Source organism: Algibacter sp. (assembly GCF_029245835.1).
Lineage (GTDB): Bacteria > Bacteroidota > Bacteroidia > Flavobacteriales > Flavobacteriaceae > Algibacter_B.
Genome location: NZ_JAQWOO010000050.1, coordinates 1 through 14,882 on the forward strand (window position 1 = coordinate 1; position 14,882 = coordinate 14,882).

General features: G+C 33.1%; 8 protein-coding genes. All 8 read left to right on the plus strand.

What is annotated here, in order from left to right; translation table 11 throughout:
• The first annotated feature begins 403 nt into the window (after positions 1 to 403).
• The 8 genes from P8K68_RS08410 to P8K68_RS08445 all read left to right on the plus strand — a co-directional run bounded on the left by P8K68_RS08410 (position 404) and on the right by P8K68_RS08445 (position 14,881).
• Positions 404 to 3,433 (plus strand): TonB-dependent receptor, encoded by a 3,030-nt coding sequence (locus P8K68_RS08410; RefSeq protein ID WP_300249503.1) that lies wholly within the window; start codon positions 404 to 406, stop codon positions 3,431 to 3,433.
• Positions 3,434 to 3,461: 28 nt separating this feature from the next.
• On the plus strand, positions 3,462 to 4,991 hold the full coding sequence (locus P8K68_RS08415) for a RagB/SusD family nutrient uptake outer membrane protein (protein ID WP_300249505.1): 1,530 nt from the start codon (positions 3,462 to 3,464) through the stop codon (positions 4,989 to 4,991).
• Between the two features lie 160 nt (positions 4,992 to 5,151).
• Complete coding sequence (locus tag P8K68_RS08420; RefSeq protein ID WP_300249508.1) at positions 5,152 to 8,511, plus strand: VCBS repeat-containing protein; 3,360 nt, start codon at positions 5,152 to 5,154, stop codon at positions 8,509 to 8,511.
• Positions 8,512 to 9,407: 896 nt separating this feature from the next.
• On the plus strand, positions 9,408 to 9,947 hold the full coding sequence (locus tag P8K68_RS08425) for a hypothetical protein (protein WP_300249511.1): 540 nt from the start codon (positions 9,408 to 9,410) through the stop codon (positions 9,945 to 9,947).
• 492 nt (positions 9,948 to 10,439) lie between these two features.
• On the plus strand, positions 10,440 to 11,219 hold the full coding sequence (locus P8K68_RS08430) for a T9SS type A sorting domain-containing protein (RefSeq protein WP_300249514.1): 780 nt from the start codon (positions 10,440 to 10,442) through the stop codon (positions 11,217 to 11,219).
• Positions 11,220 to 11,809: 590 nt separating this feature from the next.
• A complete protein-coding gene (locus P8K68_RS08435) occupies positions 11,810 to 12,115 on the plus strand; it encodes a Dabb family protein (protein ID WP_300249517.1) in 306 nt (101 codons plus the stop codon).
• A gap of 133 nt (positions 12,116 to 12,248) precedes the next feature.
• A complete protein-coding gene (locus P8K68_RS08440) occupies positions 12,249 to 13,406 on the plus strand; it encodes a mandelate racemase/muconate lactonizing enzyme family protein (protein ID WP_300249520.1) in 1,158 nt (385 codons plus the stop codon).
• Positions 13,407 to 13,423: 17 nt separating this feature from the next.
• Entirely contained in the window at positions 13,424 to 14,881 is a 1,458-nt protein-coding gene (locus tag P8K68_RS08445) for an NAD-dependent succinate-semialdehyde dehydrogenase (RefSeq protein ID WP_300249523.1), read from the plus strand.
• Position 14,882: the final 1 nt, after the last annotated feature.

The window sequence follows — 14,882 nt, forward strand, 5'->3', positions numbered from 1 at the left end:
TAGTGACAGCATTGGTTTTCTTCATTAGAAAAATAAGTGGAATTATTCATCTAATATACTGAAAATCAATGCTTTAACCTAATTAATCAATGCTTAATTTATTGAAAATCAATGAATTATATTTTTGTCATGTACTAAAATGTAAAAGTCATCTTTTTTAAAAAGTAGGTATATGCTTTCTTGTAAACTAAAACACTTATCTAGCTTTTAGATTTTTTTTAAGATTTTAAGGAAATGATAAAATATGATCATTAAGGGATAATTATTGAGTTACAAACACAGAAAAATTCAATTTTCTTGCGAAAAATATTGATTTAGTGGTTATTAAAGCACTCTCATTTAATGCTAATTACTATTAAAAAATCACACCTTTATTAATTAATACAACTAAAACTAAACAATTATGAAAAAACAAATTACTGTGTTATTGAGAAGAAGTTTCTTTCTGGGAATACTTCTCATGTTTATGGGCTTTGACCAAGCTAACGCACAACAAACCATTAATGGAACTGTAGTTGATGACTCTGGTGTTGGCATTCCAGGGGCGAATATCATAATAAAAGGAACATCTCAAGGATCTGTCACAGATTTTGATGGAAACTTTAGTATTTCAGCATCATCAAATGATGTTTTAGAAATCTCTTTTCTAGGATATGTAACACAAACTATTACAGTAGGTAATCAAACAACAATCAATGTAACGCTAGCTGAAGATACTGCAAAACTTGAAACGGTAGTAGTAATTGGTTACGGAACTGCGAAGAAGAGCGACGTAACAGGTGCTGTTTCTCAAGTTTCGGCAAAGTCATTTGAAGACCAACCATTGGTTCGTGTTGAAAATGCATTACAAGGTAGGGCGTCTGGTGTTACCGTTGCAGGTTCGGGTTCGCCAGGAAAAGGAATAAAAGTAAGAATTAGGGGTGTTAACTCTATTACTGGTAACAACGACCCTCTTGTAGTGGTTGATGGTGTTTTTGGAGGAGATTTAAGAACAATAAACCCAAATAACATTGCTTCTATGGAGGTGCTTAAAGATGCATCTGCACTAGCAATATATGGGTCCAGAGGGTCTAACGGTGTTATTTTAGTAACAACTAAAAAAGGTTCAGGTAAAGCCAAAGTAGTTTTTGATCAGTTTATAACAGTATCCAATATTAACAAAAGGATTCCAACTTTAAGTTCTGCTCAATTTGCAACCTTAGAAAATGAAGAATTTATTGCTAACCCAGTTAATGATCCGGCCGACGCTCCTTATTCTGCAGCGCAAATTGAAGCTTTTGAAGCTAGTCCAATAAGGTATCAAGATTTGATGTTTCAAACAGGTTTCACGAACAACACGCAACTTTCTATTAGTGGGAGTACTAATGATAAATTAAGATATTTTTTATCTGGAAACTTTATGGATCAAAAAGGTACACAAATCACTTCTAATTATAGAAGATACTCGTTTAGATCTAACGTAAGTAAAGAATTTAATGATAAATTAAGTGTTACTGCTAATGTGACTGCAAGTAGAGAAATTACAAATAATGACCAAGACGCTTTTAATAGCCCAGACGGTAGTAGTATATTAAGAGCCATGACTTGGGATCCTACTGCTCCTGTAAGAGATGAAAATGGCGACTATATTTTAAGATCTCCTAGAGAAGTTGCAAATAATAACTTTAACCCTATTCGAAGGTTAGAACTAAGTGACCATGAAGTAACTGCGGATCGTTTAAATATTACCTTAAACGGAAAGTACAACTTTACAGATAATATTAGCTATACTTTAGTTACTTCGGTTTCAACATTTCATAGAAATACGGAATCGTTTAGAGTTGAAGGCGATTTTGATGCCACAGGTTTTACCAATATTTCTTACCAAAATAATAATGCCACATCACATCAAGTAAGTAATATTTTAAACTGGAATCAATCATTTAACAAGCATAATTTTGATGTTACCGGTGTTTATGAATTTCAAGGTACACGAGCACTCAATAATGGTTATGCAGTAAATGATTTAAATGTTGGAGGTTTATACCTAGCAGATGAGAGTGCTAATGAAACCTTCTCTAATTCTGGAGATGAATCAGCAATACAATCTTATTTGGGCCGTGCACAATACAACTTTAATAGCTTTCTGTATTTGACAGGGTCTCTAAGAGTTGATGAGTCTTCAAGGTTTTCAAAAGATAACAGAACCGGGTATTTCCCTTCTGGAGCTATTGCAGTAAACTTAGCAAAGTTAGAATTTATTGAAAAATCACCGTTATCATCGCTCAAATTTAGAGCTGGTTGGGGTAAAGTAGGAAACCAAAACATTAATGCAAGCGCTAGGTTTTCACTAAACAATAACTCTGGTCTTTATACAATTGACGGTGAAACTACTAATACAGGATCTGTTCAATCTCAGGAGGGTAATCCAAATTTAACTTGGGAAACAACTACTCAGACTAACATAGGTTTAGATTTTGGTTTTTTAAACGGTCGCATAACAGGATCTATTGACTGGTTTAACAAGGATACTGAAGATTTATTACTTCAAACTATTGTTCCTGGCACCTCTATTATAACCTTCATAAATGCAGGTGAGGTTAATAATAAAGGTATTGACTTTTCAATTGGTGCTGATATCATTCAAAAGGACGATTTTAATTGGAATGCTAGTTTTAATCTTTCTTCTCTTAAAAACAAAGTTACTAAACTTAATGATGGTGCAGATTTTATTGTTGGAAACGCCAGTGGAATTGGTGGTGCTGGAATCAGGCTTAATGTTATAAAAGTGGGAGAACCTCTTGGAACATTTTGGGGTTATGAAGCACAAGGAACATGGAAGACTACTGATAATATACCGGTTGATGGGGATGGGAATTCATTGTTCCAGCCGGGTGATGCAAAATTCAAATTGGATGAAAACAATGAATTAGAATTCAATACTATTGGTAGTGGGCTACCTGACGTAACTTTTGGATTTAATAACACGTTTACTTACAAAAATTGGGATTTAAACATCTTTTTAAATGGTTCATTGGGATTTGATGTATACAACCAAGCTAGAGGTACTATTACTGGAAATGGAGGGAATAGAAGTAACCTTTCGCCAGATGTTTATAACAGATGGACTCCTGAAAACGAAACAGATTTGCCAAGAGCAGGAACTGGGAATGTTTTAAATTCTTCACGTTGGGTTGAAAAAGGTGATTTTGTTAGATTAAGCAACCTTAAATTAGGATATACTTTTGATGACACCCTTATTAGTGGAATAAATAGCCTACAATTATATGCAAGTGGACAAAATGTATTTTTAATAACAGACTACAAAGGCTATGACCCTGAGGTGTCATCATTAGTTCAAGGAGGTGCAAACGAAGATGCAGGTGCAGGAATTGATAGTGGTGCATATCCAAATCCAGTTTCATTCACAATAGGACTTAAAGTTCAGTTTTAAAAAAATCTTTAATTAAAAAAACATGAATATGAATACAATTAATTTTAAAAAAGGATTAAAGGGCACATCTTTATTAGGGCTGTTCTTTTTATTTGCTATTACCGGTGTTACCGTACAAAGTTGTGCGGATTTAGACCCAGATCCAACAGAATTTAACTTACCTCCAGAATCTTTTGGAAGTTTAGAAGAAATGGATAGTGGTATTGGTGGTGTATATAGCCAGGTAACCCTAGCTGCCCGGATGACCACGTTTTATGCACCAGCATGGGCCGGAGACGATATGACCACTCACCGTGCTCTCAATAAGGCAGACTTTAGAGAGTTTGACCAAAGAGCTGTTCTTTCTTCAAACAGTAGATTATTAAGAAACTGGAATGCTATTTTTGATGCTATAAATTCTATTAACGGTGTTTTAGATCGTTCAGAAGGATTGATTGGATTAGAGGCCGTAGATCAAAATTTGTTACAACAGTATATTGGTGAAGCTCATTTTTTAAGAGGTATTTTGTTTTATCAATTAGCACGTGTACATGGAAGAATTCCATTACCATTAACAAAATTCCCTGATCCTAATATTTCTAGATCTTCATTAGAAGAAGTATATCTACAAATTGAATCTGACCTATTACTTGCAGAAGAAAAACTTCCTGCTATATATCCGGGAGTTCCATCTGGAGCATCAAGACCTAATTCAGGTTCTTCTAGAGCATTTTTAGCACGTCTATATATGGATTGGGGAGGTTTCCCGATGAAGGACGCAAGTAAATACACTCAGGCAGCGTCTTCAGCATTACAAGTAATGGAGAACGCAGATAGCCATGGTTTTGGCCTAGTTGATGATTTAGAGGATTTGTGGACATTAGATGGACGTTTTAGCAAGGAATCATTGTATACTATAGCATTCTGTAAACAATGTCCTAACAACGACGTAGGTAATAGAAAATTTAGCAGACTAGGATTACCAGCTGATTTAGGTGGATGGAATGAAACATTTGCAGAAATCAAATTTTTCGAAGATTTTCCTGCTGGCCCTAGAAAAGATGCAACTTATAGGTTAGATCTAGATTGGCAGAGTTTTAATGCTCAAAAAAGCCCTGTTTTCAAAAAAATTACTGGTCCTCCTGGGAATTTAAACCCAGGTGATTTTATTACCGAAAGAAATGACTTTATTATGCGATATGCAGAAATATTATTAATTTATGCTGAAGCATCTGGTCTATCAGGCAATGTAACTTCTAATTCGTGGGAAGCGCTTAATAAAATTCGTCGTAGAGCTGCAGGCCTGCCCTATGCAACTCCAGACCCTAGCGTGGATATCACATCTGGAATTATTGAAGACCTAGCTTTCGAAGAAAGCAAATGGGAATTTGCAGGAGAGTACAAACGATGGTACGATTTAATGCGAAGAGAAAAAGTTAAAGACGTACTTTCTATTAGAGATAACGTTAGTGGTTTAATTCCTGAGCATAACCCTATAATAGGCAGCCTAGAAGCCAGTAATTATCTAGCTCCTATTCCTGCCGATGCGGTTGCTAGAAACCCTTCCTTGGCAGACTAAAAGTTTTATTTTTAAGTTGCTAAAACACGGTAAGAGACATGTATTTCTTGTCGTGTTTTTGTTTTCTTAAAACATACAAATTATTACATTTGTATCTGTACAATTAGAGTTCTTAATATTCTAATAACCATAGCTTACTAGCTTAATATGCCATAATAAAATGAAAACATCGAAAAGCCTTCAAACCTTTAAAAGTTTATTGATTTTAATTACGACATTTTTATTATTGTTCTCTTGTGAAAAAGAACAAAAAAAAAGGCCTAAAAGTGAAGAAACAGTTTCAGAAGACAAGTTGTTTACTTCATTATCTGCAAATAAAACAGGTGTTGGTTTTGTGAATATTTTAGAGGAAACTGTCGATGCAAATTACTTTCAATATAATTATTTGTATATAGGAGGTGGTGTGGCTTCGGGCGATATAAATAATGACGGTTTTGTAGATTTATTTTTTACATCAAATTCTAATCAAAATAAGTTATACTTAAACAAAGGGGGATTTAAGTTTGAGGACATCTCTGAAAAGGCCGGAATCATAAATAAAAAAGGGTTTGATACTGGAGTAACGTTTGTAGATGTCAATAATGATGGTTTTTTAGATATTTATGTATCAAGAGGTGGCTGGATTGATAAGGATAATAGATTCGCAAACCTGCTATACATCAATAATGGAGATTTAACGTTCTCTGAAAAGGCAGAAGAATTAGGGCTTGCAGATTCTAACAGAACCATTCAATCCGTCTTCTTTGATTATGATAATGACAACGATTTAGATGTATACATTTCAAACTCTGCTGATATTGTTAACCGCAATCAAACTGAGGTACTTGATTTGAAAGATATTCAAACGAATCCTGAAACTATTAAACTAAAAGGAAGCGATAAATTATACAATAATGATGGCACTGGCCACTACACGGATGTCACATTAAAAGCGGGAATTATGCCAGAGAGGGCTTTTGGTTTAAATCCTGAAGTGGTAGATTTAAATAATGATGGATGGCTTGATATATATGTGAATAATGATTTTAACATGCCTGATTACGCGTTTTTGAATAATGGAAATGGAACCTTCACCGAAAGTGCCGATAAGGTCGTTAAACACATGTCATTTAACAGTATGGGCGGAGATGTAGCAGACATGAATAATGACGGTTTCTTGGACTTAATGACTCTTGATATGAACCCAAAGGATTATATAAGATCTAAAACTACCATGGGTATGACCTCAATAAGTCAATTTGAAAAAATGACTACAAATGGGTATCACTATCAATATATGCACAATATGTTACAGCTTAATAATGGTAATGGCACGTTTAGTGAGATTTCTAAAATGGCTAATATGGGAGATACAGATTGGAGTTGGGCCATGATTTCAGCAGATTTTGATTTAGATGGACTAAATGATATTTATGTAACCAACGGCGTTTTTAGAGATGTTATTGATAGAGACTCCAATAAAGCCATCGTTGAACAGCTTAAAAAAAATAATAGAAAACCTAGTAAAGAAGATTTCTTAAAATTTGCTAAAATGCTACCTCAGCAAAAATTAACTAATTATTTTTTTAAGAATAATGGCAATCTTACTTTTGAAGACACTTCAACCAAGTGGGTTAACGCTGTACCAACCTTTTCAAATGGTGCTATCTACACTGATTTGGATAATGATGGAGATTTAGATATTGTTATTAGTAATATTAATGACCAGGCGACTATTTTAAAAAACAATGCTAGAGATTTAAATACAGGAAATTTCTTAAAAGTTTCATTCAAAGGACCCGAGGGCAACACATTTGGCATAGGAACACATGTCACTATTATCTTGGAAGATGACACTAAAATGGTACGTCAATTAATAAACTCTAGAGGATTCTTATCTGCTGTTTCAAACAAATTACATTTTGGGATAGGACAAGCTAAAACCATAAAAAAAATTGAAGTCGTTTGGCAAGATGGTAAAACACAAGTACTCCATAATATTGCTGGAAATAAAGAAATAACAATTGAATATAAAGAATCTCAACTTGTAAATGAATCTTCTAATTATGATAAGAAAACATTATTCAAAAGAATTGATTCAAACTATAAGCATATAGACCCTTATTTTAATGATTATAGTCGTCAAGTTTTACTGCCGCACAAAATATCTCAAACGGGGCCAGCCTTAGCAAAAGCTGATGTAAATAATGATGGCATTGAAGATGTTTTTATAGGTGGCGGGCATCTGCAAGCAGGACAGTTACTTTTAGGGCAAAAATCAGGCCTTTTTAAAATCACAAATCATCAAACATTTGCCTTAGACAAACAATTTGAAGATACTGGAGCAACTTTCTTTGATGCTGACAATGATGGAGATCAAGATTTATTTATTGTAAGCGGTAGTTATGAGTTTGACAAAAACCCCAGAATGCTTCAGGATAGACTTTACATAAACAACGGTAAAGGAAAATTTAAAAAAACATCATTACCAAAAATTTACTCAGCAGGATCCGTAGTTGTTTCGGCGGATTATGATAATGATGGTGATATGGATTTATTTGTTGGCGGACGCGTAATTCCTGCAAGATATCCTCATGCTCCTGAAAGTTTATTATTAATAAATAATAACGGATCCTTTAAAAATGAAACCTATAAATTATCTCCTGAATTGCAGAATATTGGAATGGTAACAGATGCTAGCTGGTTTGATATTGATAATGACAACGATTTAGATTTAATTCTAACTGGAGAATGGATGGGTATAGAGGTGTTTCTCAACACCTCAGGCAAACTGGAAAAGACAACTTATTATGAAACATTGAACGATTCCAAAGGCTGGTGGAACAAACTATTAATCGTAGATATAGATGATGATGGCGATAAAGATATTGTAGCTGGTAATTTAGGCCTGAATTATAAGTTTCATGCATCTAAGCAAAAACCATTTCACATTTACACCTCTGATTTTGATTACAACGGAACTGAGGATGTCTTTCTTGCAAAATATTATAATAATAAACAGGTTCCAGTGCGAGGTAAAGGTTGTACTGCACAACAAATGCCTCATTTGAATTCTAAAATAAAATCATATACAGATTTTGCAAATAGAGATATTGAAGGAATTTTAGGTCCTGGAATAAAAAAAGCATTACATTATGAGGCTAATGAATTTAGGTCTGGAATATTTATTAATAAAGGTGATAACAATTTTAACTTTCAGCCATTCGCAAATCAAATTCAACAATCTCCAGTAAATAGTATTTTATATTATGATTTTAACGACGATGGGCATGATGATTTGTTGCTAGCTGGAAATAATTATCAATCAGAAGTTGAAACAACGAGGGCAGATGCTGGTGTTGGAAATATTTTATTGGGAGATAGCAAAGGCAGTTTCACTGCTATAAATCATTTAGAATCAGGCTTTTTTGTAGATAAAGATGTTAGAAATATCGTTTTGGTAAAGATGAAAGAAAAAAAAGTAGTATTTGTAGCAAATAATAACGATAAACACGATGTTTTAAAACTTGACATCCAATGAGTCAGTCTGGTTGAAAAGTGGAGAAAAGCAAGTTAACCAGCGCAAGACACTTGTTTTTTTTGGCAGTGCACCTAATTTTCATCTTCAAAAACATTAATTGGTTGGCAAGCGGCAACGGCATTTGCAGGCTTTACCCATTGTGCATTTTGATTGTCTAAATGTTAGTTCGAGTAATTTTCAATAGGAAAATAGTATCGAAAACAAGCTTTGAAGTGGAAAATTTTATTCTCAATACTAATTTTACTCATAAAAAGAGTAAAATTAGTTAGAATAGATAAATTTCTCTAAAAATACACAACAGGTTTAGTATCCTTAATCACAAATTTAATTTTTAAAACATTGCCCGAGCTTCATGATGGTAATTATGGCGCATAAAGCGTTAATATTAAAAAACCTGTCAATAGCGATAAGTGTTATAGTCTTGGAGCGTATAAAATAGGTATTGATTGTTTTATTAGTAGCCCTAGTTATTCTTAATAAAAAATAATAGCTCTACAACATTTCTGAAAATGCTGATGAATGGTTAAATTTAGCTGAAATACAGACTTCAACACTATTAAAAAACAGCTCAAAAAGGAAATGAAAAATCTTATATATTCCGAGCGGTAGTTATCAGAAATCATAATCTTTACACCTTAATTATTAAAAACTTAAGTCCATTCATTTTCAACGATTTGCCTTTCTAATATTAGAAAAAATTAAAAGTTTTATGGTTATTATTAAAAACAGAATAAAAAATAAGGTGGTTGCAATATTTATGAATTAAGTGTATGTAATAAAATACGTTACCCTCTGCGGGCGTTATTGGTAATTACTGAGTATAAGATGCTAATTTTAAAACTATTTAATAGCCATAAGTGTTCTAATTTTATGAGGAATAATAAATAAATTATACAATGAGAAAATCAATTATGGCAGGCATAGCAATATGCTGTTTTATAGGCATTACAAATGCACAAAAGGTTATTACTTCTCAAGATTTTGAAGCATTAGAAAAAAAAGAAGATATTTTATCTTTAGATAGAGATAAATTTAACACCTGGGGTAAAAGTACATGGACAGTAACCGAAAAGAAAGGAAAAGGATTTAATGATTCAGATAAGTTTGCAACTAGCGGTGATGAAGTAAATGCTACTTTAGTAAAATATAGAAATTTAGAGGTTGGTGAAACTTATGTGTTTAGTGTAGCTGTAAAAATGACGAATGCAGACGTCAATTGGAAAACTAACTACGCCGTTAAAGTATTGTCAGGCAAAGAGGGGGACATGCATTTTTATGTAAATGAGCAATTAAAAGAGCCAAGGCAGGACAAGTGGCAATTGCATGAAGGGGAGTTTACAGTGATAGAAGGTAGAGAAAATATTTGTCTTCAAGTGTACCGATGGGCAGAAGGCGTTAAAATGCACGTAGACAACTTTAAATTAGTTAAAATCTAGTAAAAAATAAATCTTGTTTCTAGTTTACAAAACCCAATTCTGAATAGAATTGGGTTTATTGTAGTATTTATTTTTTGATACTATTTAAAAAAAATATTTTTAAGAGAAAATAATATTCAAAAAGCTAGAATTAAATAAATGGCAACCTGCACGAAATCGAAATTACAGTTTTTAAGAAAATATAATGTGTGTATTCAAATTTGCAGTTATTCACCTGATATTATAATGTAGTTAAACCACTTTAAATTAGTTAAGAAGTAAAAAAGACTGAAATTCCTTTTTAATTTAAACTACATATTATTCATTAAATTGAACTTCCTGATTGATAAAAAATATCTTACAACTATTACCATACTTTTAACTCCATTTTATCAAATGCTTTCTCATTTATTTATGGTTAATTAGTGAGAGTTATTAGGTAATTAATGGTTGTTAAATATGCTGGAACAGATGTAATTTAGTGAGATATTAATCCATTAAATTTTAATAAAAATGAAAAAATTCTACTTTTTAGCTTTTATAGCTTTATTCTCGTTTGCTTTAAATGCGCAATCAATTGTTTATTCGGATGGTTTTGAACCTTCTGATTTTGCTTATGTTGACGGTGCTGATTTGGTAGGTGTTAACAACTGGCAGGTTTTTAATGCAGCGTATATTGCAAAATCTATAAATAATATTGGTAATGGAGCGGATGCTTCAGACTGGTATGGTGAAATATCCACTGGAGGTTTTACTCAGGTTCAAAAAGTTTTCGGACTTGTAGCTGGACAAACTTATGAGTTTAAACTTGATGTAAAACGTACCAACGGTAATGATGCAGAATCCCAAATACAGGTTTTTGAACTTGGAACAAACACTACGTTAATTACTGAATCAAATCCAGCTATGACAAATGATTGGGCGGAAAAATTAGTAACGTTTACAGCGAACGCATCTGTTAATCATGGCTTTAGATTAAGACAAACTGGAACTTCATTTATACAATTCGATAATATGGAGATAACATGTACATCTTGTCCCCCTTTATCAGTTAATGATAATGATGCGTTTGAGTTTAGTGCGTATCCAAACCCAGTAAAAGATGTTTTGAAATTTAAGGTACAAGAACCAATAGTTTCAGCCAAAGCTTTTGATATCCTAGGTAAGGAAGTATTAAGTATACAGCAACCTAGAGAAAGTATTAACGTATCAAGCTTAAGTAAAGGTTTATACGTTTTAAAGCTTGAAGCTGAAAATGGTGCTCAGGTTACAAGAAAAATAATTAAAGAATAAGAATTGTTAGTTAGTTACTTATTTATAATCCTCAACTATATTTAAAAAATGAGTTGAGGATTTTTTTTGCCTATAATAAAGATCATAAGTTTAAGATTTTGTGTTGCCAACCAAAATATAACGGTACAACCTCTAAATAATTAATTAAACTAATTAGTTAATAAATGATTGTCTTTAGGTAATATCTGAAGTAGCTAGATACTTCGAATTAACTATTTTTATTCTATAAAGATATAGCTTACATTGCGTTTATTTTTTAAAAATTGCTGGCAATAAATTTGTAAACACCAATATATGTTTAGAGTCAGATTGATTTTTAAGAGAAATAAATAAAATAAAATAGAAGTGATTAATAGCAAATTATTTCCAGTACTAAGGGAGTCTTAATATTTGCGAGTTTTTTTCTGAGACATTGTTTATTAGTTTATCTTATTTAAAATTTTTTTAGAAATGAATAAATTATCAAATAGTATTCAAAAACAGCCGCTATATAAATATAGAGACTCCTTTAATTATTTTTTTTTTAGAGCTTCTATTCAATATAGAATAGAAGCTCTTTTTTGACTTTAAAAACAACTAAATAGTATAGCATGTATAAACATATTGTATTTTGGAAATTAAAGGAACAGGCTAACGGCATGTCAAAGCAAGAATTAGCTACAGAAGTTAAAAGACGATTAGATGAATTACCAGCTCATATTCCAGAAATCGTGTCGTACGAAACAGGAATTAACATAGGTGATTACGGCGCATCATTTTTTGATGTAAGTGTCATAGGGGTCTATAAAAATAAAGATACCTTCTGGGATTATACAAAATACCCTATTCACGATGCCGTTGTTGCTTACATTCAGTCTGTTCAGGAAGATGAGCAAATTGTGGATTATGATTTATAATCCAATACTGAAACAATTTAGATGGGTTTATGAGACTTTTTGTCGTAGCTACATTAAAAAAAAAAGATGTGCTTTGATGCCATTAATCATTTTATAACTAAGAATTATTTTTAGTTATACAACCTTTAAAAATATGAAGATAACAAAAATTGAAACCTTCGTCTTAAAAGATACTTTATCAAAAAGCTTTTTCTTTTCACAATGGGAATATTCAGAACGCTGTATTTGTGTAGTAAAGGTTACGGCATCAAATGGTACCTATGGTTGGGGAGAGGGCTATGGTCCAGCTACCGTTTTAGAAGCGGGAATAAAAATGCTAGAACCCATGGTGATAGGCCATAACCCCTTGGAAAATGAAGTTATATGGAATAATATGTATCGCAAAACCTTAGATTTTGCAAGACGTGGTACACTCGTGGCTTCTATAAGCGCTATTGATATTGCTATTTGGGATCTTAAAGGGAAAATTTTGGGATTGCCAATTTCTACATTGTTAGGCGGAGCGCATAGAGATAAAGTAAAGCCCTATGCTACCGGTTTGTATTTTACCTGTAAAACAAATCCATCTAAAGATTTTGAAAAAGAAGCTGCGCAATATATAGCTCAAGGTTTTAAGGCCATCAAGATGAAAGTTGGTTTAGGTATTAAAGAGGATTATAAGCATGTAAAAAAAATGCGCGAAATTATAGGTGATGATATTGAGCTTATGGTAGACTCCAATCATGCTTATAGTTTTAGAGAGGCCGTTCAATTAGCTAAAAAAATAGAACCCTTTGATATTAGTTGGTTTGAAGAACCGTTATCACCAGAATTTTATGAACAATATAGCGAGTTAAGAACAAAAACGAGCATCCCAATATCTGGAGGTGAATGTGAGTATTTACGTTTTGGCTTTCATCAATTACTACGAACTAAATCGGTAGATATTATTCAACCAGACATTTGTGCATGTGGCGGTATAACTGAGGCTAAACGAATTGCAGCATTAGCAAGTACCTATGGTATAGATGTCATTCCACATACTTGGGGCACTGCTATAGGACTGCATGTAGCACTTCATTTTATTTCTAATTTAGAATCGGTACCAGGTAGAATGATGAAACCTGACTTTTTAATGGAATATGATCAAACTGAAAATGCACTTCGTGATAAACTATCCTATCCTGTAATAGAAATGAAAGACGGTATGATTGAAGTGCCTAATAGACCAGGACTTGGAATTGATATAGATGAAGCAGTTTTAGAAAGATATACGATTTCTAAGACAGTATTGAAAAAATCCTTAATATAGAAAATACTATAACGACCATGCAAACAGAACATTTTGGGTATAAAAAATTATACATTAACGGAGAATTAGTTGATGCCGTAAGTGGAGAAAAAGAAGATGTAATTTGTCCTGCCACCGGTAAGGCCATTGCACAAATTGCGAAAGCAGGAAAAGCAGATGCTGAAAAGGCCTTATTATCTGCAGAAGCAGGCTTTAAATTTTGGTCCAAGCTATCTTTAGCAGAAAGAACAAGTTGGATGCATAAATTACGTGTGGCAATTTTAGAAAAAGCACATGAATTACGAACCGCTATGGTACACGAAATGGGTAAAACTTATGCTGGTGCTTTAGAGGATATTGAGGCCGTTACAAATGCCTTGGAATGGTATCCAGCTGCCATGAAAAACTTGCGAGAAGAACAAATTCCAGATTACGAAAACACCCATACTCATAAAATGATTTCTAAACCAGCTGGAGTTGCAGTTGCGTATTTGGCTTGGAATTTTCCACTGCTAAATGTTGGTTTTAAATTAGGACCAGCATTGGCTGCAGGTTGTTCTTTAATTATTAAACCTTCTACATTATCACCCTTATCAACCTATATGATTGGTGAAATTTTGCATGATATTAATTTTCCAGCGGGGGTTGTAAATATTTTAGCAGGCTCAAGTAGTGAGGTGGCAACACCAATGACCACGAGTAAAATTCCTGCGGTTTTAACCATGATTGGTTCTACAGCAACCGGGCAAAAAGTAATTGCAGATAGTACCACTTCTATAAAGAAATTGGGGATGGAATTAGGAGGCAATGCACCGTTTATAGTGTTTGATGATGCCGATTTTGATACCGCTTTAAATTTAGCCATTGGATTAAAATTTGGAAATTCAGGGCAGATTTGTGTCGCTGCCAATAGAATATTCGTTCATAAAAGTATCTATGATAAATTCTTAAAGACCTATGTGAAAAAGGCTTCGGAATTAAAGTTAGGTTTTGGTACTAAAGACCACCCAGATGTATTTATGGGGCCTGTGGTTACACGTTCAGATAGAGATAGAATGTTAGATTTAGTGGCAGACGCAATAAGTAAAGGCGGTACTCTAGAATATGGAGGTAACATTCCAGAAGGTTTTCCGGAAGCAGGTAATTGGATAGAACCTACAGTCGTCTCTGGTATGACTCCAGATATGGATTTGTTTAGAAAGGAAACCTTTGGACCTGTAGCAGGGATTATGAGTTTTGATACTGATGATGAGGTTTTAGAATTGGCAAATGATACCGAATACGGTTTAGCGTCCTATATTTTCACCAATAACCACAAAAGAATTGAACGATTTACTGAAGAATTACAGTTTGGTGAAATTCAAATTAATGGTGTAAAATATGCTATCTATCTTCCTCATGGCGGTATAAAAAATAGTGGTATTGGTCATGATTGTTCGCACTTAGCCTTAGACGACTATTTAGTTAAAAAAAGAATTTCAACTGCGATTGTATAAC